The sequence below is a fragment of the Erythrobacter colymbi genome, from assembly GCF_002155685.1.
GTDB classification, from domain to species: Bacteria; Pseudomonadota; Alphaproteobacteria; order Sphingomonadales; family Sphingomonadaceae; genus Erythrobacter; species Erythrobacter colymbi.
Map to the genome: position 1 here is coordinate 49,529 of NZ_MUYK01000010.1, position 21,437 is coordinate 70,965.

The 21,437-nt window shown below is 67.0% G+C and carries 23 protein-coding genes; 13 read left to right on the plus strand and 10 right to left on the minus strand.

The annotated features are described in order from the left end of the window. Window positions 1-185: 185 nt before the first annotated feature. The 5 genes from guaA to BZF57_RS15575 all read left to right on the plus strand — a co-directional run bounded on the left by guaA (window position 186) and on the right by BZF57_RS15575 (window position 4,903). Window positions 186-1,778 (plus strand): glutamine-hydrolyzing GMP synthase, encoded by a 1,593-nt coding sequence (gene guaA, locus BZF57_RS15555; protein ID WP_086739671.1) that lies wholly within the window; start codon window positions 186-188, stop codon window positions 1,776-1,778. After that, window positions 1,769-2,182, plus strand: coding sequence for a GNAT family acetyltransferase (locus tag BZF57_RS15560; RefSeq protein ID WP_086739673.1), 414 nt, complete (start codon window positions 1,769-1,771; stop codon window positions 2,180-2,182). The genes guaA and BZF57_RS15560 overlap by 10 nt, the downstream gene beginning before the upstream one ends. Window positions 2,183-2,241: 59 nt before the next feature. Then, window positions 2,242-2,886, plus strand: a complete 645-nt coding sequence (locus BZF57_RS15565) for a YceI family protein (RefSeq protein WP_086739676.1) — start codon at window positions 2,242-2,244, stop codon at window positions 2,884-2,886. A gap of 264 nt (window positions 2,887-3,150) precedes the next feature. After that, on the plus strand, window positions 3,151-4,125 hold the full coding sequence (locus tag BZF57_RS15570) for an NAD(P)H-dependent flavin oxidoreductase (protein ID WP_086739679.1): 975 nt from the start codon (window positions 3,151-3,153) through the stop codon (window positions 4,123-4,125). Window positions 4,126-4,375: 250 nt separating this feature from the next. After that, window positions 4,376-4,903, plus strand: coding sequence for a hypothetical protein (locus BZF57_RS15575; RefSeq protein WP_086739681.1), 528 nt, complete (start codon window positions 4,376-4,378; stop codon window positions 4,901-4,903). On the opposite strand, the gene BZF57_RS15580 is transcribed toward BZF57_RS15575, so the two are convergent. Then, complete coding sequence (locus BZF57_RS15580; protein WP_086739683.1) at window positions 4,864-5,361, minus strand: hypothetical protein; 498 nt, start codon at window positions 5,359-5,361, stop codon at window positions 4,864-4,866. The genes BZF57_RS15575 and BZF57_RS15580 overlap by 40 nt on opposite strands. Window positions 5,362-5,440: 79 nt before the next feature. Then, entirely contained in the window at window positions 5,441-5,701 is a 261-nt protein-coding gene (locus BZF57_RS15585; RefSeq protein ID WP_086739686.1) for a zinc-finger domain-containing protein, read from the minus strand. A 72-nt stretch (window positions 5,702-5,773) separates the two neighbouring features. Here BZF57_RS15585 and BZF57_RS15590 point away from each other — a divergent pair, with 72 nt between their 5' ends. Continuing rightward, the gene (locus BZF57_RS15590) at window positions 5,774-6,724 is read left to right on the plus strand and encodes an ABC transporter ATP-binding protein (RefSeq protein WP_086739688.1); all 951 of its coding nucleotides are present in this window, start codon (window positions 5,774-5,776) and stop codon (window positions 6,722-6,724) included. 17 nt (window positions 6,725-6,741) lie between these two features. Here BZF57_RS15590 and BZF57_RS15595 read toward each other — a convergent pair whose 3' ends face one another. Beyond that, window positions 6,742-6,927, minus strand: a complete 186-nt coding sequence (locus BZF57_RS15595; protein WP_143738520.1) for a hypothetical protein — start codon at window positions 6,925-6,927, stop codon at window positions 6,742-6,744. Between the two features lie 157 nt (window positions 6,928-7,084). On the opposite strand from BZF57_RS15595, the gene nadB reads away from it, so the two are divergent. The 4 genes from nadB to BZF57_RS15615 all read left to right on the plus strand — a co-directional run bounded on the left by nadB (window position 7,085) and on the right by BZF57_RS15615 (window position 11,255). Further along, a complete protein-coding gene (gene nadB / locus BZF57_RS15600; protein WP_240506014.1) occupies window positions 7,085-8,761 on the plus strand; it encodes an L-aspartate oxidase in 1,677 nt (558 codons plus the stop codon). Beyond that, on the plus strand, window positions 8,758-9,219 hold the full coding sequence (locus BZF57_RS15605; protein WP_086739694.1) for a DUF5063 domain-containing protein: 462 nt from the start codon (window positions 8,758-8,760) through the stop codon (window positions 9,217-9,219). Before nadB ends, BZF57_RS15605 begins: the two co-directional genes overlap by 4 nt. A gap of 169 nt (window positions 9,220-9,388) precedes the next feature. Next, a complete protein-coding gene (locus BZF57_RS15610; RefSeq protein ID WP_240506015.1) occupies window positions 9,389-10,321 on the plus strand; it encodes a TraB/GumN family protein in 933 nt (310 codons plus the stop codon). A 34-nt stretch (window positions 10,322-10,355) separates the two neighbouring features. Continuing rightward, window positions 10,356-11,255 (plus strand): alpha/beta fold hydrolase, encoded by a 900-nt coding sequence (locus BZF57_RS15615; RefSeq protein ID WP_086739696.1) that lies wholly within the window; start codon window positions 10,356-10,358, stop codon window positions 11,253-11,255. A gap of 8 nt (window positions 11,256-11,263) precedes the next feature. Here BZF57_RS15615 and BZF57_RS21275 read toward each other — a convergent pair whose 3' ends face one another. From BZF57_RS21275 to BZF57_RS15635, 4 genes are all read right to left on the minus strand, one after another. Further along, on the minus strand, window positions 11,264-12,445 hold the full coding sequence (locus tag BZF57_RS21275; RefSeq protein WP_162291030.1) for an erythromycin esterase family protein: 1,182 nt from the start codon (window positions 12,443-12,445) through the stop codon (window positions 11,264-11,266). Between the two features lie 62 nt (window positions 12,446-12,507). Then, window positions 12,508-13,308, minus strand: coding sequence for a sugar phosphate isomerase/epimerase family protein (locus BZF57_RS21280; RefSeq protein WP_086739700.1), 801 nt, complete (start codon window positions 13,306-13,308; stop codon window positions 12,508-12,510). Further along, the gene (locus tag BZF57_RS15630; RefSeq protein ID WP_086739702.1) at window positions 13,308-14,060 is read right to left on the minus strand and encodes an SDR family NAD(P)-dependent oxidoreductase; all 753 of its coding nucleotides are present in this window, start codon (window positions 14,058-14,060) and stop codon (window positions 13,308-13,310) included. The genes BZF57_RS21280 and BZF57_RS15630 overlap by 1 nt, the downstream gene beginning before the upstream one ends. Before the next feature lie 125 nt (window positions 14,061-14,185). Then, window positions 14,186-15,613, minus strand: a complete 1,428-nt coding sequence (locus BZF57_RS15635; RefSeq protein ID WP_086739704.1) for an aromatic ring-hydroxylating oxygenase subunit alpha — start codon at window positions 15,611-15,613, stop codon at window positions 14,186-14,188. A gap of 151 nt (window positions 15,614-15,764) precedes the next feature. Here BZF57_RS15635 and BZF57_RS15640 point away from each other — a divergent pair, with 151 nt between their 5' ends. Next, window positions 15,765-16,274: a VOC family protein gene (locus BZF57_RS15640; protein ID WP_338029946.1), complete on the plus strand. Its 510-nt coding sequence runs from the start codon at window positions 15,765-15,767 to the stop codon at window positions 16,272-16,274. A 258-nt stretch (window positions 16,275-16,532) separates the two neighbouring features. On the opposite strand, the gene BZF57_RS15645 is transcribed toward BZF57_RS15640, so the two are convergent. Further along, entirely contained in the window at window positions 16,533-17,342 is an 810-nt protein-coding gene (locus BZF57_RS15645; RefSeq protein ID WP_206073283.1) for a helix-turn-helix transcriptional regulator, read from the minus strand. A 133-nt stretch (window positions 17,343-17,475) separates the two neighbouring features. Here BZF57_RS15645 and BZF57_RS15650 point away from each other — a divergent pair, with 133 nt between their 5' ends. Continuing rightward, window positions 17,476-19,095: an AMP-binding protein gene (locus BZF57_RS15650; protein ID WP_086739706.1), complete on the plus strand. Its 1,620-nt coding sequence runs from the start codon at window positions 17,476-17,478 to the stop codon at window positions 19,093-19,095. Window positions 19,096-19,241: 146 nt separating this feature from the next. Continuing rightward, window positions 19,242-20,243 carry a sensor histidine kinase gene (locus BZF57_RS15655; protein ID WP_240506016.1) on the plus strand — a complete coding sequence of 334 codons (1,002 nt, stop codon included), beginning with the start codon at window positions 19,242-19,244 and terminating at the stop codon, window positions 20,241-20,243. A 12-nt stretch (window positions 20,244-20,255) separates the two neighbouring features. Here the strand turns inward: BZF57_RS15655 and BZF57_RS15660 are convergent, their stop codons facing one another. Together BZF57_RS15660 and BZF57_RS15665 are read right to left on the minus strand one after the other, a co-directional pair. Continuing rightward, window positions 20,256-20,930: an aquaporin gene (locus BZF57_RS15660; protein ID WP_086739708.1), complete on the minus strand. Its 675-nt coding sequence runs from the start codon at window positions 20,928-20,930 to the stop codon at window positions 20,256-20,258. After that, on the minus strand, window positions 20,927-21,418 hold the full coding sequence (locus BZF57_RS15665) for an arsenate reductase ArsC (protein WP_086739710.1): 492 nt from the start codon (window positions 21,416-21,418) through the stop codon (window positions 20,927-20,929). Before BZF57_RS15665 ends, BZF57_RS15660 begins: the two co-directional genes overlap by 4 nt. Window positions 21,419-21,437 lie beyond the last annotated feature (19 nt).

Here is a 21,437-nt window from a genome sequence, read left to right on the forward strand (position 1 = left end):
CAGTGCACAAGAATGATGTGCAAATGCGAAAAGCGCGAAAATGGTTCCAATCATTGCAACGGCATGCATGCGATTTTCCGGGAACCCGCTGAAATCCCTCGCGGCATTTTCTGCTGCACCGCAAAATTGCGGATGCGGGCGCGGCGATGCTGGACAGGCGGGGGCGCGCTCCTTAATCCGCCGCCATGAGCGCGCACCCCACAAGCGGCGAGTCCGCTGCCACCGATTCCATCCTGATTATCGACTTCGGGTCGCAGGTGACCCAGTTGATCGCCCGGCGGGTGCGCGAGGCGGGGGTCTATTCCGAGATCGCCCCCTTCACCCAGGCCGAGGCCGCATTCCGGCGGATGCAGCCCAAGGGCATCATTCTGTCCGGCTCCCCCGCGAGCGTGCCCGACGACGGCAGCCCGCGCGCCCCGCAGGCGCTGTTCGAGGCGGGGCTGCCGATCCTCGGCATCTGCTATGGCCAGCAGGTGATGACCCATCAGCTCGGCGGCGAGGTCAGGCCCGGCCACGAGACCGGCGAGGGCGGCGAATTCGGCCGCGCCTTCCTTACCGTCACCGCCGAGTGCACGCTGTTCAACGGCCTCTGGGAAGTGGGCGAGCGGCACCAGGTCTGGATGAGCCACGGCGACAAGGTCACCGCCTTTGCCCCCGGTTTCGAGATCGTCGCCACCTCCGACGGCGCGCCCTTCGCGGTGATCGCGGACGAGGCGCGCAAGTTCTACGGCACCCAGTTCCACCCCGAGGTGGTCCACACCCCCGATGGCGCGAAGCTGATCGCCAACTTCGTGCGCCATGTCTGCGGGTTGCGCGGTGACTGGACGATGGCCGAGTTCCGCCAGACCAAGATCGCCGAGATCCGCGCGCAGGTCGGCGACAAGCGGGTGATCTGCGGCCTTTCCGGCGGGGTCGATTCGGCGGTTGCCGCGGTGCTGATCCACGAGGCGATCGGCGACCAGCTCACCTGTGTCTTCGTCGACCACGGGCTGATGCGCATGGGCGAGGCCGAACAGGTCGTGAGCCTGTTCAAGAACCACTACAACATCCCGCTCGTCCACGTGGAGGCCGAGGCGCTGTTCCTCGGCGGGCTTGCGGGCCTCACCGACCCCGAGGCCAAGCGCAAGTTCATCGGCAAGACCTTCATCGATGTGTTCGAGGCCGAGGCCGCGAAGATCGGCGGGGCCGATTTCCTCGCGCAGGGGACGCTCTATCCTGACGTGATCGAGTCTGTCTCCTTTACCGGCGGGCCGAGCGTCACGATCAAGAGCCACCACAATGTCGGCGGCCTGCCCGAGCGCATGAACATGGCGCTGGTCGAGCCCTTGCGCGAACTGTTCAAGGACGAGGTCCGTGATCTTGGCCGCGAGCTGGGCCTGCCTGATGCCTTCGTCGGCCGCCATCCTTTCCCCGGCCCCGGCCTCGCGATCCGAATTCCCGGTGAAGTCACCAAGGAACGCTGCGACATCCTGAGGAAGGCCGACGCGATCTACCTCGAGGAAATCCGCAATGCGGGCCTCTATGACGCGATCTGGCAGGCCTTCGCGGTGCTGCTGCCGGTCAAGACCGTCGGCGTGATGGGCGACGGGCGCACCTACGATTCGGTCTGCGCCCTGCGCGCCGTGACCTCGACCGACGGCATGACCGCGGACGTCTTCCCCTTCGACGCCGGCTTCCTCACCCGCGTGGCGACCCGCATCGTCAACGAGGTGAAGGGCATCAACCGCGTGGTCTATGACTACACCAGCAAGCCGCCGGGCACGATCGAGTGGGAGTAAGCCTGCGCGCAGCACTGGCAGGGGACCGCGAGGCCGTGGTCGCCCTGTGGGAGGCTGCCGGACTGACGCGCCCGTGGAATGATCCGCGCGCCGATTTCGACTTGGCCCTTGCGACTGCGACCTCTGCCGTTCTGCTCGCCGAACAGGAGGGCGCGATCATTGCTAGCGTCATGGTCGGCTTCGACGGACACCGCGGCTGGGTCTATTACCTCGCCACCGCACCGGAATCGCGCCTGCAGGGCATCGGCCGGCGCCTGATGCGCGCCGCCGAGGAGTGGCTATCGGCCATCGGCAGCCCGAAGATCCAGCTGATGGTGCGCGGCGACAACGCGGGTGCGCGCGGCTTCTATGATGCGCTGGGATACGAGTTGCAGGACGTGGTGACGATCGGGAAGCGCCTCTAGCGGGCTTTGCGTGCATCGGCCTCTTCCGCAGCCCCCGCAAATCGCATATCGCCTATCCCATGCCGAAACGTCGCACGCTCGCTCTCGCCGCTGTCCTCATGCTGGGCCTCGCCGCCTGCGCCGGGCCCGAGGCGGACGCGCCGGTCGCCGATGCCACGGCCTCGCCCGCGCCGGTGACCGAGAGCGCCTGGACCCTCGATCCTGCCGCCTCGCGCCTCGGCTATGTCAGCATCAAGGCGGGCGAGGTGGCCGAGAACAACCGCTTCGACACGCTGCGCGGCACGGTCACCGCCGATGGCACCGCGAGCCTCGAGATCGACCTGGCCTCGGTCAACACCGGGGTCGAAATCCGCAACGAACGGATGCGCGAGATCTTCTTCGCGGTCGCCGACAATCCCACCGCGACGGTCACCGCCACCATCGATCCCAAGGCCTTTGCGGGCCTTGCGGTGGGCCAGTCCATCACCCGCCCGCTCAAGGCGAACGTCACGATCAAGGGCGCATCGAGCGATGTCGAGACCGACGTCCTCGTCACGCGCACCGCCGAAGACCGCGTGCTGGTGGTGCCGACTGCGCCCGTCATAATCTCGACCGACATGTTCGGCCTGACCGACGAGCTGGGCGAATTGCGCGCCTTGGCGCAGCTTCCCTCGATCACGCCGGCGGTGCCGGTTACCTTCACGCTGGTGTTCAAGCGCGGCTGAGGCGGCGCGCTTTGCTCTGAATCAATGCGATAGGCCGCTCGCGGGTGCATTGCCGATCCTGCCGGACGGCCGGCGAGCGAACCGATCCCACCGCATCACCGCCGTCCGGTTCCCCCCCTTCCGCCTCCGCGCGAAATTTGTCCCGCTCCTGACGCTACGGCGCACGCGCGCGGTCGGGCGCCTCCCCAAAAGCGGGCTTGAAAGCGCGCGCCAAGTGGGCTTGTCTCGGCCGCAAACACGCATCCACGAGGGGAGAGACACGCCATGAAGACCGCGATCACCGAAATGTTCGGCATCCAGCACCCGATCATCCAGGGGGGCATGCACTATGTCGGCTTTGCCGAGATGGCTGCGGCGGTCTCCAACGCGGGCGGGCTCGGGATCATCACCGGGCTGACGCAGGGCACGCCCGAGAAGCTGGCGAACGAGATCGCGCGCTGCAAGGACATGACCGACAAGCCCTTCGGCGTGAACCTCACCATCCTGCCGACCCTGACCCCGCCCGACTACCCGGGACTGGTGAAGGCGGTGATCGATGGCGGGGTGAAGGTGGTCGAGACCGCCGGGCGCAACCCGGTCGAGTTGCTGCCGCCGCTCAAGGATGCCGGGATCAAGGTGATCCACAAGTGCACCTCGGTGCGCCACAGCCTCAAGGCGCAGGAGATCGGCTGCGACGCGGTGAGCGTCGACGGGTTCGAATGCGGCGGCCACCCGGGCGAGGATGATGTGCCCAACTTCATCCTGCTCCCCCGCGCGGCGGACGAGCTGGAAATCCCCTTCGTCTCGAGCGGCGGCATGGCCGACGGGCGCAGCCTTGTCGCCAGCCTCGCGATGGGCGCGCAGGGGATGAACATGGGCACCCGCTTCATCGCCACCAAGGAGGCCCCGGTGCACGAGAACGTGAAGCAGGCGATCCTCGCCGCGAGCGAACTCGACACCCGCCTTGTGATGCGGCCCTTGCGGAACACCGAGCGCGTGCTCAACAACGCCGCGGTCGAGCGTCTGATCCAGAAGGAGAAGGAGCTGGGCGATGCCATCACCATCCAGGACATCCTGCCCGAGGTCGCCGGGGTATACCCCAAGATCATGACCGAAGGCGCGATGGACGAGGGCGCATGGAGCTGCGGCATGGTCGCCGGCCTGATCCACGACATCCCGACCTGCCAGGAACTGATCGACCGCATCATGCTCCAGGCCGAGGAGATCATCGCCCGGATGCAGGCGATGGCGCGGGCCTGAGGCATGCTGGCGGCCTACCGCTTCGCTACTTGAGGCCGGGGCCCAAACCTTTCCGGTCTGTGACAATCCCGTAAGCGGCACCTAGGGAAAATCCCTAGGTAACACCCCGCATTCTCCGGGCCGTCGCACTACGGCACACTTGTAAATGTGCGACACCGATTCTGGAGGGGATCGGTGGCGTGCGTGAGGCTGTGTGCTTCGGGGCGGCTACGGGAGGCTCCCCCGGACGGAATTGGACGGGGAGGTGACGATGGATGTTTCGGCAGGCCCGGCGGCGCTGGGCGGAATGATGATGTGCGTGGCGCTCGCCTCGTGGGCGCTCGGTCGCTGGCAGGGCGGCGTGGTGGCGCTGGACGAACCGGGCAGCGGTGACCTCGCCGGTCCTGATGCCGTGCCGCATGGCACTGTGCGACTACGTCCGGCAGCGGCCCCCGCCGCTCCGTGCCAGCAGGCCGCGCGCGAGGAGCGCCATGTTGCGCTGGCCGGTGCGGCCTCGCTGGGTGAACTCCATGCCGAAATCACTGCCTATCGCCGTGCCGAACAGGTGCTCTCGCGGGTCGAGGGCGAAGTCCTAGGCCCCTTGCATCCGCAGCGCGAGACAGGCGGGGCGTGCCGTTATCTCGGCGTCATGGGAGAGCCGACCTGCGGCATCTCGGAAACCCTGCGCGAAGCCTGCGCCTGCGGCACGGCAACTGGCTGCGGCAGGGCCTCGGCCCCGCCGCGCGCCGGGATTGCGGTTCAGCCTTCGCCCTTCGCGTCGGGCTTGACGCGGGTGTAGGGCACGAAGTCGCCGAAGAACACCGCGCCGGTGAAGAAGCCGTTGTAGCGGTCGACCGTGGTCATGAAATCCGACCGGCACAGCTGCGAGCCGCTGTAGCGGCGCACCACCAGCGTGTCGGTGTCGCTGATCTGCTCGGGGTCGAGGGTGCGCTGCACCCAGATCGTGTTGCCCGAACCATAGACATAGGCCGCGCCGTCGATGGTCTGCATCCGCTGGCTCGGCAGCGAGCGGATGCATTGCGTCGGCTCGCCCGCGACCCGGCCTTCGAGCAGGCGCGCGAGGCGCTGTTCGCCGCGGGTCTGACTGGGAGCTTCCAGCGCTTCGGGCGCGTCAGCTTCGAGATCGCCCTGCGCGGCGGCCTGGATCTGCGCCGAGAGCGAGGACGAGGCGGCAATGGCGAGCGCGGCGGCCGCGCAGCCGATGATCGCGCGCTTGCGGTGGGTCAGACGAATCATGCGGACTTCTCCTCACGAACAACCTGACCGCTTCCTGCCCCGCGTCGCCTTAACCGGCGCTGAGCGGGATGGGGACTGGTCACGGGTGGGCCGGGCTCGCACCCGAGGCGACGTCGGGCAGGCTCGCCTGATCCGCGCCGTCGGCCGGGCCGCCCTTCAGCACGAAGCGCCGGTCGCAATAGCCGCAATCGACATAGCCGCGCTCGTCGATCTCGAGGAACACGCGCGGGTGGCCGAGCGCCGCCGGGCGATAGCCCGCGCCGCCGCGGATGCCGCTGGACCCGTCGCAGGAAACGCGGTGGGTCTCGACCAGCAGGGTTTCGGGTGGGGGAATGCTCATGGCCCCAGCCGATACAGGCGCCGGGCCACGAGTTCAATTGCCTTTGCTCGTGGGCTTGCCTAGGTCAGCGCCATGTCCACAGAGCCTGCGATCCGCATCGACAACCTCGTCAAGCGCTATGCCCCCGCCAAGGGCGCGAAGGGCACCGTGACCGAGGGCAAGCTGGCGCTGGGCGGGGTCAGCTTCGACGTGCCGCAAGGCTCGATCTTCGGTCTGCTCGGCCCCAACGGCGCGGGCAAGTCGACGCTGATCAACATCCTTGCCGGGCTGGTCAACAAGACCTCCGGCAGCGTCGACATCTGGGGCTTCGACATCGATGCGCACCGTCGCAACGCCAGCCGCTCGATCGGGATCGTCCCGCAGGAAATCGTCTTCGACCCCTTCTTCACCCCCTTCGAGGTGCTGGAGAACCAGGCTGGCTTCTACGGCATCCCCGCCGCGCTACGCCGCTCCGAGGCCCTGCTGGAGGCGGTTCGGCTCTCCGACAAGCGCGATGCCTATGCCCGCACGCTGTCGGGGGGCATGAAGCGGCGGCTGCTGGTCGCCAAGGCGATGGTCCATTCCCCGCCGATCCTGGTGCTCGACGAGCCCACCGCCGGCGTCGACGTCGATCTGCGCCGGCAGCTGTGGGAGCTCGTCAGCGAGCTCAACCGCGAGGGCGTGACCGTGGTGCTCACCACCCACTACCTCGAAGAGGCCGAGGAGCTGTGCGACCGGATCGCGATCATCAACCACGGCCGCGTGATCGCCGACAAGCCGACCCGTGAACTCGTCGGCATGGCGCGCGAGAAGGTGGTGGTGATCACCGCCGCCGACGATCTCGCCGTCGCGCCCGCGCACGAGGCTTTCGGCAAGGTCGAATGGGACGGCGCCCGCGCGGTCGAGGTGACCTATGACAAGGACCGCCTCAACGCCGGGCAGGTGCTCGGCATTCTCCAGTCGCAGGGGCTGGTGATCGCCGATGTCACCACCCGCGAGGCCGATCTCGAGGATGTCTTCGTCCAGCTGACGGCGGCAGGCTGAGCGGCGCGCTTTGCGCGTCAGGAAGCGGGCGGCAGGCCGGCTTCGTCGACCGTTCGCTTGCGCCAGTGCTGCTTGCCATGCCGCTGGATCGGCCTCCCGCAATACTTGCAGCTGCCCACATAGGCGCGCCCGTCCCACACCACGTGGCGGCGCGAGGGTTCGTGCCGGTTGAAGAAGCATCCGACGGTATTGAATACGGACATGAAAATGATCGCCAAGGGTGAGAGGTTTGGACGTTCGTTCTTCTGTTTGGCGGCCCGAATGCGGCGCCGCGGTGGGCGGTCGACGCATTGGCAGCAGGTTAGCAGGATGATCGAGGGTGACCTAGGTAAAATCTACTAGTCATTTGCCGTAATTTTGATGACAGGCGACGCTCTTGCTATCAGGAAATCCGCGCGGCACGTCGCGGGCAGGAAGGACAAGGCATTGCAGGACACCGGGCGGGAAGCGGGTGACGGGTCGGCGCATGACGTTCTGGTGATCGGATCGGGCGCGGCGGGGCTCACGGCGGCGCTGGCACTGGCCGAGACCCGGCGGGTGCTGGTGCTGGCCAAGGGCTCGCTCACCGGCGGATCGACCGCCTGGGCGCAGGGCGGGATCGCTGCGGTGCTCGATGCGGGCGACACCTTCGCCGATCACATCCGCGACACGATGGTGGCCGGCGCCGGCCTCAATGACCGCGAGACAGTGGAGTTCGTGATCGAGCGCGCGCCCGCCTCGATCGACCGATTGTGCGAACTCGGTGTGCCCTTCAACCGCGAGAGCGGGGACTTGCACCTCACCCGCGAGGGCGGCCATTCGCACCGCCGCATCGTCCATGTCGACGACGCGACCGGCTGGGCGGTGCAGGAAGCGCTGCTCAAGGCGGCCGAGGCGAACCCCAACATCACCCTCTTGCCGGGCCGCACCTGCATCGACTTCATCACCGATCGCCACCGCGAGCACTTCTCCGCCGCCGGGCGCGTGTGGGGCGTCTACGCGCTCGACGAGGCGACCGGCCATGTCGAGCGCCATGTCGCCCGCGCGACGATCCTCGCCACAGGCGGCGCCGGGCGCGTCTACCAGTTCTCCACCGCCCCGCGCGGCGCGACGGGCGACGGGATCGCGATGGCGTGGCGCGCTGGCGCGCGGGTCTCCAACATGGAGATGATGCAATTCCACCCGACCTGCCTCTACCATCTCGAGACCAAGAATTTCCTGATCACCGAGGCCGTGCGCGGCGAGGGCGGGCGGTTGATCAACCCGCGCACCGGCAAGCGCTTCATGACCTTCTACGATCCCGAGCGGATGGAGCTTGCCCCGCGCGATGTGGTCGCCCGCGCGATCGACGCCGAGATCAAGCGCTTCGGTCTCGATTACGTGCACTTGGACATCAGCCACGAAGACCCCGAGTTCGTGCGCGGGCACTTCCCGACCATCCACGAGAAGCTGATGGGCCTCGGGATCGACATGACGAAGCAGCCGATCCCGGTCGTCCCCGCGCAGCACTATACCTGCGGCGGGGTGGTGGTGGATTTGCAGGCGCGCACCGACATCCCCGGCCTGTGGGCGGCGGGCGAATGCACCGAAAGCGGCCTCCACGGCGCGAACCGCTTGGCGTCCAACTCGCTCTTGGAGTGCTTCGTCTTCGGCGAGGCCGCCGCGCAGGACATCCTCGCGCGCTGGGACACCTTGGAGGCACCCCCCGCGATCCTCCCGTGGGACGAAAGCCGCGTGACCGATTCCGACGAAGAGGTCGTCATCAAGCAGAACTGGACCGAAATCCGCCGCTTCATGTGGAACTACGTCGGCATCGTGCGCACCACCAAGCGCCTCGAACGCGCCGCAAGCCGCATCGAACTGCTGAAGCGCGAGGTCGAGGACTACTACGGCGCGTTCCGGGTGACGACCGACCTGATCGAGCTGCGCAACCTGTTGCAGGCGGCCGAGCTGATCGTGCAATCCGCGCTCCGCCGGAAGGAGAGCCGGGGGCTGCACTACACGCTCGATTACCCCGCGATGGCGGACGAGGCTAAGGATACGGTGCTGGTGCCGTGAGTGAGCAACGCGAAAGGATCGAGGTAGCGATCCATCGCTATCTTTTGCTGTTTGAGCCGGAGAACACAGCTTCCACTTTGCGCGACATAGCGATGGCGCTGGATGACCTCGTCAGCGTCTACTTCGATACCCCAGATGTCGAACCGGCCACAACCGACGCGCTTGAGGCGCCGCAGTTCAATGAAGCCGCGTTTGGCCAGAATGCGGCTCGCTTCTTCGAAAGAGATGACGTGATCTGGCTCCTCGACCCGGAAGGCGGGCCTGATCAGGAGGCCATGTGCACCTTCGCGACGTCCGAATTGGCTGAGATCGCGGCCGATCTTAGCAAGGTCGTGTGGGCCTTCGAAAACGGTCCAGAGGCCGATGCGATCTGGGAGTTCCGGTTCGGCTACCAATCACATTGGGGCGACCATTTGCACCGGGTAAGGCACTATCTGCACGGGCTTTCCGCTTGGTAACCTGAACCGTTCGTCCTGAGCTTGTCGAAGGATTGCTTTTCTCTTTTGCTGCACTGCGAAATGAAAGACAGCCCTTCGACAAGCTCAGGACGAATGGAGGAGGAGGAAGTTCGGCTAGCGTTCAGGCGGACCGCTCTAGCGAGCTGCCAACGATGCAATGATGGGGCGCATGATGAAGAAGATGCTGACTTCCCTCTCGCTTGCGGCGCTGCTTGCCGCCCCCCTCGCGGCGCAGGACACACCCGCCCCTGAAGAGAACGCCATCGTCGTCACCGCCCAGCGTTCGGGTGCGCCAATGTGGACCGTTACCACCGCCTCCGGCACCGTCATCCTCGTCGGCGAGATCCGGGCGATCCCGAAGACCACCCCGTGGGAGCCCGCGCGGCTCGAGGAGGCGACCCGCGAGGCCGACCGCGTGATCCTCGGCGCGCGGCCCAAGGTTTCGCCCGGCGACATCTTCCGGCTGATGTTCTCGGGCGGCAAGCTCACCAAGCTGCCCGACAAGACCGTCGCCGCCGATTACCTCGACGCGGCCCAGCTCCAGCGGCTCGAAGCGCTCGCCGCCGCGCAGAAGGAGGACTATTCGCGCCAGTCATTCCTCCTCACCTCCTTCGAGATGCTGCGGAAGCAGCTGCGCTTCAACAGGGACACCGCGCGCGATGCCTCGGACGTGGTCAAGGACGCCGCCGAGAAGGCCGATGTCGCGATCACCCGCGCCGCCACGCTGCGCGGCGAGGATGTGATCGACAACCTCTTCGAAGCGCCGCCGACGGCGCACATCGCCCGCCTCGATGCGGCGATGGACGCGGTCGAGGCGGGGCCGGGGATCGTCGAGGAGCGCGCCACCAACTGGCGGCGCTTCAAGATTCCCGCCGTGATGAACAACCCGCTCGAGGCCGCGCTCGGCCAGTGCTGGCCCTGGGCGGACGAGACTTTGGGCAGCGAATTGAGGACGATCTGGGTCGACCGCATCGCCGAGGCGAGCGCCGCCACCGGCACCACGCTCGCGGTCGTGCCGCTAAGGGTGTTGGCGGAAAGCGGCGGAGTGCTTGACCAATTGGACGCGCGCGGCTTCGATATCGCCGGACCCCCGTGGAAATAGCTGACGGGGCCTGAAGAGAGGAACCGCGCGACCCATGCCCACCGTCACCACGCCCAACACCGGGATCGAGATTTTCTACGAAGAACAGGGCAACCCCGATGCCCCGGTGATCCTGCTGGTCATGGGCCTCGGCGCGCAGATGACGCTGTGGCCGGACGAGCTGGTCGCGGCCCTCGCGGGCGACGGCTTCCGGGTGATCCGTTACGACAATCGCGACATCGGCCTCAGCCAGAAGTTCGAAGGCGCCCGCGCGCCCTCGCCTGCCGTGCAGGTGCTGCGCAAGAAGATCGGCTTCCCGGCCAAGGTGCCCTACACCCTCAAGGACATGGCCGATGACGGGATCGGGCTGCTCGATGCGCTCGGGATCGACAAGGCCCATGTCGTCGGCGCCTCGATGGGCGGGATGATCGTCCAGCTGATGGCGATCCACCACCCCGAGCGGCTGCTGACCATGACCTCGATCATGTCGACCACCGGCAGCGGCAAGCTGCCCCAGGCCGAAAAGCACGCGATCGAGGCGCTGACCGCACCGCTCAAGGGCATGGACGAGGACACGCTGATCGCCCACGGCCTCAACATCGCGCGCAATATCGGCAGCCCCGACAGCGAGGCGTTCCCCTTCGACGAGGCGGCGCAGCGCGAGCGGGTGCTCGCGAACATGCGTCGCTCGGTCTATCCGGCGGGGCTCCCGAGGCAGCTTGCCGCGATCATCGACGACGGTGACCGCACCTCGCGCCTCGCGGGCGTGCGCACCCCGACGCTGGTGCTCCACGGCGAGGCCGACCCGCTGGTGAAACTCGCCGGCGGAGAGGCGACCGCCAAGGCGATCTCCGGCGCGCGGCTGGTGACGGTGCCGGGCTGGGGGCATGACCTGCCGGTTCCGCTGATCCCGCGTCTGGCGAGCGAGATCGCCGGTCACGCGCGGGGATCATAGCGAGCGGTCTATTGCTCCACGACGGCGGTTTTCGGACGTTCTTCGGCCAGCACATAGACAGCATCGAACAGTTCCGCCCAGTTGCGCACCTCGTGCTTGTGCTGGCCCAGCGCCATGCCGCCTACGGCTTTGATCGCAGCAAGATCGGCGTGATTCGCGACGGCACTTTGTCTTTCGCCGAGTACGATCCGCTCGAGATCGCCCGGCTGTGCCGGCGCGATCTCGCGGACTTCGCTGCGTGACCACCGGAAGGAGCCACCCGCGGCCGAAAATGCGACCGTGAACAGCCGGCGACCCAGAGCGTCCTTCAGTATCCGGGCAGTCGGCTGCCCCTTCTCTAGCCCGCCGTAAGCGGCGTGGGCATTGGCGGTCCACACGATTACCTTGCCGCGGCCCGCCAATCTTTCGCGCAAGGCCAATAGACGCTTCGCCATTGCGCTGTCGCGCGCGGCTAGAAGGTCAGGCCCCTGCAATCCTGTCCATGCCAGCGCATCGCGGAAGGATGACGCATAAAGCGCCAGCTGCGGGCCAACGCCCGATGCGGTTGCCAACTCTGCCTCGATGGCGTCGAGGCAGGCGGCGATGCGCGGCTGGGCAGCGGCCCGGTCTGTCGTCCACCTGATCCACCCGATCATGTCGGCGCGGCAGGGTTCGCGCTGCTGCTCCGGAAGGAGAGCGACAAGATCGCTCGGCAAGGCGTCGAGTGAATAGAACGCTCCGGCCGAGCCGAGTTGCGGGTCCATCCCTCCCAGCGTCAGGGTGGTCGGGCTTTGGGTTGCTACCCAGTCGGCGAGCGGCGCGAACTCGGCGGATTGCGACCAGATTCGCCCGATGGCCGAAAGGAACAGCGCCCGGTCGTAGCGCGCATCCGGCGGGGTCCGGCTGGAGAGCTCTTCCATGTCATAGAAGCTGCTCTCGAACACGATCGCAGAGAAACCACATTCCTTGACCAGTCGCCGTACGAGCCGGACCTTGATCGCGATTGTTGCTCCGTCGCCGTGACTATTTTCGCCGAGCATGACCACATCACGGTCACAGGCGAGGCTGATCAGCTGATCGTCAGCCTCTGCAATACGTTTGCTGGCCTCGCTGCCAGTGGCCAGCAGCAGGCACGCCATCGGCAGGGCCGCGAGCGAGAGGCGCGCGAGAATGCGTTTCGCCGCAGCGTGACGAATGAAGGTCAGGCTCATGGACGGCGAAACTGCTTGTTGCCCAGAAGTTTGGCAAGTCCGGCGTGGTGCCGGTGTAGCGACTATGCGGCGCGCCCGTCCAGCCATGCGCGACTGGTGCGCGCGCATTCGCGGGCGCGTTCGATCAGATCGGGAAAGCCGTCGCGCAAGGCCGCGGAGCGTTCCTCGATCGCCATCGGCAGGTGCGCGGGCAGGGCATCGACCATTGCGGCTAGCGGCAACCCGCCTTGGCCGAGCGGCATCCGGCGGTTGATGGCGTCGTCGATGATCGCGTCGAAGTTGCTTGCGTCGGGTCCGTCCGCGGGCGCGTCGCAGGGTTGGCAGTAGCTGAGCCATTCGCGCGGGATCGCGCTGAGGTCCTCCGCCGTCCCGCCGGAGCGCGCCCAGTGGAGCGTGTCGACCAGTAGCGCCTTGGCCTCGCCCTCGACCGCTTCGAGCACCGCGCGGGCCATGTGGATCGTCTTCACCTCGGTGAAGATGCCGAATTCGAGATTGACGCGCACGCCCGTGCCCTCCGCCGCATCCACCAGCGTCTGGAACTTGGCAGTGGTGGCGGCCATGTCGGGGTCGCTGGAGACGCACAGGAGGTTGCGCGCGCCCAGCTCGGCGGCGATGTGGACCAGCTCGGTCAGCCACGGATCGGGCGCTCCGGGCATGATCCACGCGACCTCGCAGTCGAGCAGCTCCACCCCTGCATCGCGGGCCTGAGCGCGGATCGCGCGGGTGGTCGAGGGCGTCCAGGTCTCGCGTTCGACCCACATTCCGCCGAAGTCGAAGTCGCTCGCGGCGGCGCATTCGATCAGCTGGGAAGGCGTGGCCTCAGGCATGATCCCGGCGGCGAGCGAGATCAGGCGGCGCGTCACTAGAGCGTTTGCCCGTCGTCGAGCACGAAGTCCGTGCCGGTCACGAACTCGGAGGCGTCCGAGCACAGGAACAGGATCATCGCGTCCAGCCCCTCCTCGCCCATCAGGCGGCGTTTGGGGAAGCGGGCGATCTGCTTCTGGCCGGGCTCGGTATTAAACCACGCATCGTTGATCGCGGTGCGGATGTAGCCGGGGGAGACCGTGTTGACGTTGATCCCCGCCCGCGCCCATTCGCGCGCCAGTGTGCGGCCCGCCTGCACCACGCCGGCCTTGGACGCGGCATAGGCGACAAGGCCGGGCGAGGGCTCGAAGGCGGTGATCGAGGCGATCAGGACGATCCTCCCCTTCGTCACCCCGTGCGCCATCATCCGCTTCGCGCCCTCGCGGGCGGTGAGGATTGCGCCCTTGAGGTTGATCGCGAGGGTCTGTTCGATCTCGGCCTCGGATATGGTGGTCGCCATCCCGGCGCCATCGACGCCCGCGTTGGCGATGACGGTGTCGACGGGGCCGAAGGCGGCCTCGGCGGCGTCGAACCCGGCGATGATGTCGGCCTCGCGCGCGACATCCATCGTCACGGCGGCGGCCTGCGGGCCGATCTCGGCCGCGAGCGCCGCCAGACGGTCGGCCCGCCGCGCGCCCAGCGCCACATTCGCGCCGCTCGCCGCAAGGATGCGCCCGAAGCGGGTGCCAAGTCCCGAGGACGCGCCGGTGACGAGCGCGGTGCGCCCGGAGAGGTCGAAGGAGAAGCTCATGCCTGTTTCATTCTTTCGTCATTGCGAGGAGCGAAGCGACGCGGCAATCCATGACCGAACCGTGCCGCCCGCGGAACCCCCGATCCATGGATTGCTTCGCCTTCGGCTCGCAATGACGAAGGGGGTCACGAGGCAGCCGGCAGCTCCCCGTTCACATACTTCATCAGCGTCGTCTGGAAGTGCCGCACGCGGCTGTCCTGATAGTGGCCGAGCTCCATCAGCCCGTCCTTCATCGCTTTCATGCCTTCCTGAACGTAGGGCAGGTTCGCCATGTCCTGATCGAAGACGTTGGCGAGCTGCGGCCCCATGATGTCGTTCGCCCAGGCGAAGGGCTCGTCGTCCGGGATGTAGGTCATTGCCACTGCGCGCGGGCGCTGCTCACCCTTCTTGGTCGGGAACAGCAGGCGGATTTCCATGATGCACCAGTCGGGCGTGTCGCCCGGCAGCCAGCGGTACACGAGGGTCGGCAGGAAGCCGATCCACGGCGCGAAGTTGGGGAAGATGTTGTAGGTGAAGTTGTCGAGGATCTCGGTGTCGGCGGCGTCCGAATAGTCGTAGCCATATTGCTCGGCAAAGCCCTTGCGCCCCGCCTCGGCGAGCAGCTTGCGCGCGCCCAGCGGATCATCGGCATCGTAGCCTTCGGGCACTTCCTCGCTCGCCGAGAAGCGCCGGTTGGTGCGCGCGTCCTGCCCGCCCGAGAACTCGTTCATCTTCTCGAGCACGTAGTCCGAATTCTTGCCCTTCACGTGCGGGCTGAGCACGCCCGAGGGGGTGATCGCGCGGTTGAAGTGATCGCCGATCAGGTCATAGCGCGTGTTGGCATCGCCGAGGAAGGCGAGCAGCTGCGGGTGCGTGGTGATCGAGTGCCAGGCCTCCATGAAGGCCTCGGCGGTGGCCTTCCAGTTGGCAGGGATCTTCTTCTGCACCCACATGCCGGTATAGCGGTTCTCGAAATCGTAGCGCTCGTAATGCGAGGCCGCCGGGCCGAGCCAGGTCTTGAAATCGGGCAGGGCGTGGTTCTCGGTGAGCATCACGAAGCCCTGCCACAGCTCGACGCGCGCCTGCGGCAGGTCCATGTCCTTGCCTTCGAGGTGCTTGAAGTCCCACGAACAGGGGATTTCCTTTAGGCTCCCGTCGTTCCTCCAGGTGAAGCCGTGGAACGGGCAGCGCAGTTGCACCGAGGACCCGCTCTCGGTGCGCAGCTTGCGGCCGCGGTGGAGGCAGGCGTTGTAGAAGGCCTTCACGCTGCCGTCCTTCTGGCGGATCAGCAGGAAGCTCTTGCCTGCGATGTCGAAGACGACCGTGTCGCCGGGCTCGGGCATCTCGTCCTCGCGCGCAGCGAAGAGCCAGACGTTGGGCCACATCTTCTCGCGCTCGAGCCGGGCGAATTCCTCCGAGATATAGGGCGCGACCGGCAGCGGATCGTCCGGCATCTCGATGTGCGATTCCTCGAAGAGGTAATCGGGCGCGCGGCGGGTGTCGCCGTTGAGCATGTCGGTGTAGCTGATCCCCGGGCAGCGGTCGCCGCGGGCAATGTCCTTGATCTCGTTCATGGGGCTTTTCCGGTCCTCATCGGGGGTGGGGCCCCCGCCTCTCGTCCTCGCACTTTGTGCAGTGTCTCCGGCGAAGAATATCACACAGCTTTGGGCCGAGAACCCCTATCGGATTGGAGAGGAATATGGGTCTGAAGGGCAAATCGCCGCCTTGGGCGACATCATGCAGCTGGCCTATGTGCCGGAGGATTTCGACGCGGCGGTGAGGCACTGGACGGAGACGATGGGCGTCGGCCCGTTCTTCCTGATCGAGGGCATCCATCTCGACGGGATGAAATATCGCGGCCAGCCGACCGATGCGGTGTTCGACCTCGCGCTGGCCTATTGGGGCGACCTCCAGATCGAGCTGATCCGTTCGCGCGACAATCACCCCTCGGTCTACACCGGCGAATACGGCGCGACCGGCAACGGGCTGCACCACGTGTGCATTCTGGTGGACGACATCGCCCACGCGCGCGCCGTGTGCGAGGCCGAGGGCGCCGAGGTTATGATCGAGGGCACCTTCGGCACCAGCCAGGCGATCTATGTCGATGCCGGCGGCGGGCCGGGGACGCTGGTGGAGATCCTCCAGCAGGCGAAGGACGGGCCGGACCTGTTCGGGATGATCAAGGCTGCGGGCGTGGGCTGGGACGGCAGCGAGCCGCTGAGGAAGCTGGGTTAAGCGGAAAGCCCCCTCCTTTTCAAAGGAGGGGGTTGGGGGTGGTTGCGCGGGCCGGAGGCTCGCGCCCGGCAGCCTTCACCACCCCGCTGCGACTAACTCCGCTTCGCTCCGTAAGTCTCGCGACCCTCCTCTGAAGAGGAGGGTGGATTTAGGCGCTGATCCGGCCCGCAGGGCCGCGAGCGCATGGCGCGAGCCGCAGGTGCTCGATCCCGCAGGGATCGAAACAGCACCGAGGACGCAGCCGCGGAGGCGGCTGCGCTAATCAGACGCGCCCAGGTACCCCAGCTGCCCCGCCTTGAAGATCGTCTGCGCGCGGTTGACGCTGTCGAGCTTCTCGCCCGCGCGGTGGATGTGGTAGCGGATCGTGGCGTGCGACCGGTTGAGGATCATGCTGATCTCCTTGTCGGTCTTGCCGATTGCGGCCCAGCGCAGGCACTCGACCTCGCGCTTGGAGAGCACGCAGTCAGACGGGATGCGCCGCTTGGTGCGGTTGGCCTGGACATAGCCCGCCACGAAGCAGCGGGTGACCATCGCGAACAGCGCGCCATATTCGGCGAATTCGACCGTCAGGTCTTCCTTGGTGCGGTCCTCGCTGATGAAGCTGCACGCGGAAATCTGGCCGAAGGGCAGGTGCACCGGGATCACGATCGCCGCCTTGCACAGCGCGCGGCGCTCGAAATCGTTCAAATCGATCTCGGCGAGGTAGTGGTTGCGCCAGCGGGTGTTGAAGCCGTGGCGGTTGACCCAGAAGGGCTCGCTTTCATAGCGGCAGGCGCGCGGCAGCGGCGAATGCAGCGCGAGGCGGTGATCCTCCCACCAGCGCGCGCCGTCGTCGAGCCAGCGGAAGATATCGGCGTTGAGGATCGTGCCGTCGGCATCGACCATCGGTTCCTTGGACGAGATGTCGTCGCACACCGCCACCTGCATCCCCCGCTCGCGCGCGATCCGGGCGAGGTTCACCGCGGCGTCGTGGATGTCTTCGGGGCAGGTGATGGTGACCTGTTCGAGCAGCTGTTCGAGCGACTCGCGGCCTTGCGGCGTGCGCAGTTCGACAACATTCGTAGCCATGGGGTGGCCTTGCTCCTCTCTTTGTTATCTGATTCGGAAGACTACCGCAATTTTTCCGATTGTCCTCATCATTTACGTAGGGGAACACAAGCCCTGGCGGGGCTAGCGAAAGAGACAGGGAGACCGGAAAAAGATGGCATTTGCGGGCGCGAATTTCGGGGTGGTGTTGAAGGCGCTGGCGGGGGCGATCCCGCCGGAACGGCCCGCGCTGGTGCATGGCGAGCGGGTCGTCAGCTGGGGCGAGCTCGATGCGATCACCGACCGGATCGCGGCGGGCTTGCTGGCGCACGGGCTGAAGCCGGGCGACATTGCCGGGCAGATGCTGCGCAACACACCCGACTACATGCTCGCCTATTTCGGCTGCGTGAAAGCAGGCGTGGTGCCGGTCAATGTGAACTACCACTTCAAGGCGCGCGAGCTGGCGGACATCTTCACCCGCTTCGGGCTGAAGGCGCTGTTCACCGAGAGCGACTTCGCCGATGCGGCGCGCGACGCGATGCCCACAGGCGCGCTGACGGTGGATGTCGGGAGCGGCGACTGGACCGCGCTGGGTGAGACCCCGCTGCCCAAAGGTTTCGCGGTCCATGACGATTCCGAAGCCCTGTTCCTCACCGCGACCGGTGGGACCACGGGGATGCCCAAGGCTGTGATGTGGCCAATGGACCAGGCGTGGCAGGCGTTCAACATCGGCCTGTGGCAGCGCCCGCCGGGTACGCCGCCGCTGGTGGTAGAGAGCCTTGCCGAGCAGGTCGCGCAGGCCGCCGCGATCGGCCCCGAGCATCCCGCCAGCACCTCGCCGCTGCTGCTTCTCTCGCCGCTGATGCACGGCGCGGGGCAGTTCACCGCGGTGATCCACCTCTTGAAGGGCGGCACGCTGGCGCTGCTGCCGGGCCCGAAATTCGACGCCGATCTGGCGCTCGACGAAGTGAAGCGGCTGGGTGCGCGCGGCATCTTCATCGTTGGCGACGCCTTCGCCCTACCGCTCGCCGACCGGCTCGATGCGCGCGGGGATGGTTCCGAGGTGCTGGCCTCGCTGCGGAGCATCACCTCCTCGGGCGCGGTGTTCTCGGCGAGCCTGAAGGCACGACTGATCGGCCATCACCCGGCGCTGATGATCGTCGATGCGCTGGGTTCGTCGGAAAGCTCGGGCACCGGGATCGTCATCACCACCGCGCAAGGCTCCAGCGGCGGGGGCAAGTTCCAGCCTCTCCCCGGGCGCGAGACCAGGCTGTTCGACGAGAACCTCGCCGAAATCCTTCCCGGCAGCGACGGTGTCGGCATCGTCGCGCGCACCGGCCCGCTGCCGCTCGGCTACCTCGGCGAGGACGCGAAGAACGCCCAGACCTTCCCCGTCATCGGCGGCAAGCGCTGGCTGATGACCGGCGACCGCGCGCGCTGGTCGCCCGATGGCACGCTCGAATTCATCGGGCGCGACAACATGTGCATCAACACCGGCGGCGAGAAGGTCTTCCCCGAAGAGGTCGAGGCGGTGCTGCTCGGCCATCCGGGGGTGAAGGACGTGCGCGTCGTCAGCCTTCCGGATGCGCGTTTTGGGCGCAAGGTCGTCGCCGTGGTGCAGCCGGAGGGCGCAGTCGACGAGGCCGCGCTCGATGCCCATGCCCGCGCCGGTCTGGCCGGCTACAAGATCCCGCGCCGCTACATCCTCACCCCGCAGTCGCTCAGGCTCAACAACGGAAAGCCCGATTACAAGACCGCGCAGGCAATTGCCGACGCGGAAGCTGCTGCATGTTAATTTTGTTATACTCGCACTCGTGCCAAGGTCTGCTTTCCCCGTTGCGGACCGCAGCCGGGAGGTAGGCGGCCGGCGCCGGTTGTGAGGGAGCGGCGCATTGTTGCCAGCTCCCGAGGGAAGGTGGACATCAGGTGGGCGGGGTGTACTTGAGCCGCGATCCTGTCCCGGACGAAGGCCTCGCCAGCGCCCACCGGCGTCTCCAGGCGGTGCTCGACAATGCGTCCTACGCCATCTTCCTCATGGATGACCGCCAGCACTGCATCTACATGAACGCCGCGGCCGAGCAGCTGACCGGCTACACGCTCGCCGAAATCCTCGCGCTCGACCGTCCGCTGCATGACATCATCCATCACACGCGGCCCGACGGGCGCCCCTTCCCCTTGTCCGAATGCGCGATCGATCGCGCCTTTCCCGAACACAACCAGATGCGGGGCGAGGAAATGTTCGTCCACCGCGAGGGCCATTTCTACCCCGTCGCATTCTGCGCCAGTCCGGTGCGCGACGACGCTTCCAAGACGATCGGCACCATCATCGAGGTACGGGACATCTCCATGGAAAAACGGGCAGAGGCGATGCAGCGCGTTCTCATCAACGAGCTGGATCACCGGGTGAAGAACACGCTGGCGACAGTGCAGGCGATTGCGCGCCAGACCTTCCACGGCAGCGATCCGGTGGCGCTCACCAGCTACATGAACCGGCTGAAGGCACTGTCGAAGGCGCACGAGATGCTGACCCGCAACCAGTGGGAGCCGACCTCGCTCGACGACATCATCGGCAGCGCCGCGCTGACCTTCGGGCCGGAGCGCTTCACGCTGGCGGGGCCGGAGATCATGGTCTGCTCCAAGATGGCCGTCAGCCTGACGATGGCGCTGCACGAACTCGCCACCAATGCGGTCAAGTACGGCGCGCTGAGCATGCCTGCGGGCCATGTGCGGATCAGCTGGTGCCACCAGCCGCCGGCCGACAGCGTGCTGGAACTGGTCTGGGCCGAACACGGCGGGCCGCCGGTTGTCCCGCCGCAGCGCACCGGCCTCGGCATGCGCCTGATCGAGGACCAGCTCGCGCACGAATTCGATGGCCAGACCACGATGGACTTCGCGCCCGGCGGGTTGGTGTGCACGATCCGGCTGACGATCCCGGAGGAGTGAGGGGGCGGCGGGCTAGTCCAGCTTTGCGTCCGTGTGAGGATCGGCGGAGAGCAGCAGGTGGGCGGCCCCCATCGCCGCCACGGCTCCGGCGAGTTGCGCCAGCACGAAGCCCGGCACATCGCCCGGTGCGATCCCGGCGAAGGTATCGCTGAGGCTGCGCGCCACGGTGATCGCGGGATTGGCGAAGCTGGTCGAGGAGGTGAACCAGTAGCCCGCCGTGATATAGAGCGCGACGCTCGCCGGCACCCACTCGTGCCGTGCGGCGAGGGTGGCGAGGATCGTCAGCACCAGCCCGAAAGTCGCCACGATCTCGCCCGCCCACTGGCCGGTGCCGGTGCGCGCGGTGTCGCTGACTTGCAGGACGGGCAGGTCGAACATCACGTGCGCGGTCCATACGCCGGCGATCCCGCCTGCAAGCTGCGCGGCGACGAAGCCGAGCGCCAGCCCCGCACCGATCTCGCGCCGCAGCGCGAAGACCAGCGTCACCGCCGGATTGAAATGGGCGCCCGAGATGGGCCCGAGCATCGTGATCAGCACGAACAGCATCGCCGCCGTCGCCAGCGTGTTGCCCAGCAGCGCGACCGCGACATTCCCGCCCGCAAGGCTCTCGGCCATGATGCCCGAGCCGACCACGGTGGCGAAGAGGAAGAAGCTCCCCAGAGCTTCCGCGAAAAGCGCGCGGTTCATGCAGCGCCTTCCATTGCGCCGATCTCGGCCAGCCTGGCCTGCAATTCATCGCGCGCCATCGTCTCGAAGGGCAGGGCGAGGAAGGCCTCGGCCCGCTTCGTCAGCCAGTCCCAGGTCTGCGCGAAGGCGGCGTCGACCTCCGCGTCATCGCCCGTCACTGCCGCCGGATCGGGCAGGCCCCAATGGGCGCGCAAAGGCGTGCCGGGGAAGATCGGACAGGCCTCGCCCGCCGCGCTGCCGCAGACGGTGATGACGAGATCGATCTCCGGCGCATCGGGGCCGGTGAAGGTGTTCCAGCTCTTCGAATGGAGCCCCGAGGTATCGATCCCCCGCGCCGCCAGCAGCCGCAGCGCGCCGGGATGCACCGCGCCCTTGGGCTGGCTCCCCGCGCTGAAAGCGGTGACCCGCCCTGCGCCAAGCTGGCCGAGGATCACCTCGCCAAGGATCGAGCGGGCGGAATTGCCCGTGCACAGCACCAGAATGTTCATGTGTCGCCCCCGCGATTGT

Excerpts from the sequence above, each read along its gene's own strand:
- guaA (WP_086739671.1), top strand. The coding sequence starts at position 186 with ATGAGCGCGCACCCCACAAGCGGCGAGTCCGCTGCCACCGATTCCATC.
- BZF57_RS15565 (WP_086739676.1), top strand. The coding sequence starts at position 2,242 with ATGCCGAAACGTCGCACGCTCGCTCTCGCCGCTGTCCTCATGCTGGGC.
- BZF57_RS15570 (WP_086739679.1), top strand. The coding sequence starts at position 3,151 with ATGAAGACCGCGATCACCGAAATGTTCGGCATCCAGCACCCGATCATC.
- BZF57_RS15575 (WP_086739681.1), top strand. The coding sequence starts at position 4,376 with ATGGATGTTTCGGCAGGCCCGGCGGCGCTGGGCGGAATGATGATGTGC.
- BZF57_RS15580 (WP_086739683.1), bottom strand. The coding sequence starts at position 5,361 with ATGATTCGTCTGACCCACCGCAAGCGCGCGATCATCGGCTGCGCGGCC.
- BZF57_RS15585 (WP_086739686.1), bottom strand. The coding sequence starts at position 5,701 with ATGAGCATTCCCCCACCCGAAACCCTGCTGGTCGAGACCCACCGCGTT.
- BZF57_RS15590 (WP_086739688.1), top strand. The coding sequence starts at position 5,774 with ATGTCCACAGAGCCTGCGATCCGCATCGACAACCTCGTCAAGCGCTAT.
- BZF57_RS15595 (WP_143738520.1), bottom strand. The coding sequence starts at position 6,927 with ATGTCCGTATTCAATACCGTCGGATGCTTCTTCAACCGGCACGAACCC.
- nadB (WP_240506014.1), top strand. The coding sequence starts at position 7,085 with ATGACAGGCGACGCTCTTGCTATCAGGAAATCCGCGCGGCACGTCGCG.
- BZF57_RS15610 (WP_240506015.1), top strand. The coding sequence starts at position 9,389 with ATGATGAAGAAGATGCTGACTTCCCTCTCGCTTGCGGCGCTGCTTGCC.
- BZF57_RS15615 (WP_086739696.1), top strand. The coding sequence starts at position 10,356 with ATGCCCACCGTCACCACGCCCAACACCGGGATCGAGATTTTCTACGAA.
- BZF57_RS21275 (WP_162291030.1), bottom strand. The coding sequence starts at position 12,445 with ATGAGCCTGACCTTCATTCGTCACGCTGCGGCGAAACGCATTCTCGCG.
- BZF57_RS15630 (WP_086739702.1), bottom strand. The coding sequence starts at position 14,060 with ATGAGCTTCTCCTTCGACCTCTCCGGGCGCACCGCGCTCGTCACCGGC.
- BZF57_RS15635 (WP_086739704.1), bottom strand. The coding sequence starts at position 15,613 with ATGAACGAGATCAAGGACATTGCCCGCGGCGACCGCTGCCCGGGGATC.
- BZF57_RS15645 (WP_206073283.1), bottom strand. The coding sequence starts at position 17,342 with ATGGCTACGAATGTTGTCGAACTGCGCACGCCGCAAGGCCGCGAGTCG.
- BZF57_RS15650 (WP_086739706.1), top strand. The coding sequence starts at position 17,476 with ATGGCATTTGCGGGCGCGAATTTCGGGGTGGTGTTGAAGGCGCTGGCG.
- BZF57_RS15660 (WP_086739708.1), bottom strand. The coding sequence starts at position 20,930 with ATGAACCGCGCGCTTTTCGCGGAAGCTCTGGGGAGCTTCTTCCTCTTC.
- BZF57_RS15665 (WP_086739710.1), bottom strand. The coding sequence starts at position 21,418 with ATGAACATTCTGGTGCTGTGCACGGGCAATTCCGCCCGCTCGATCCTT.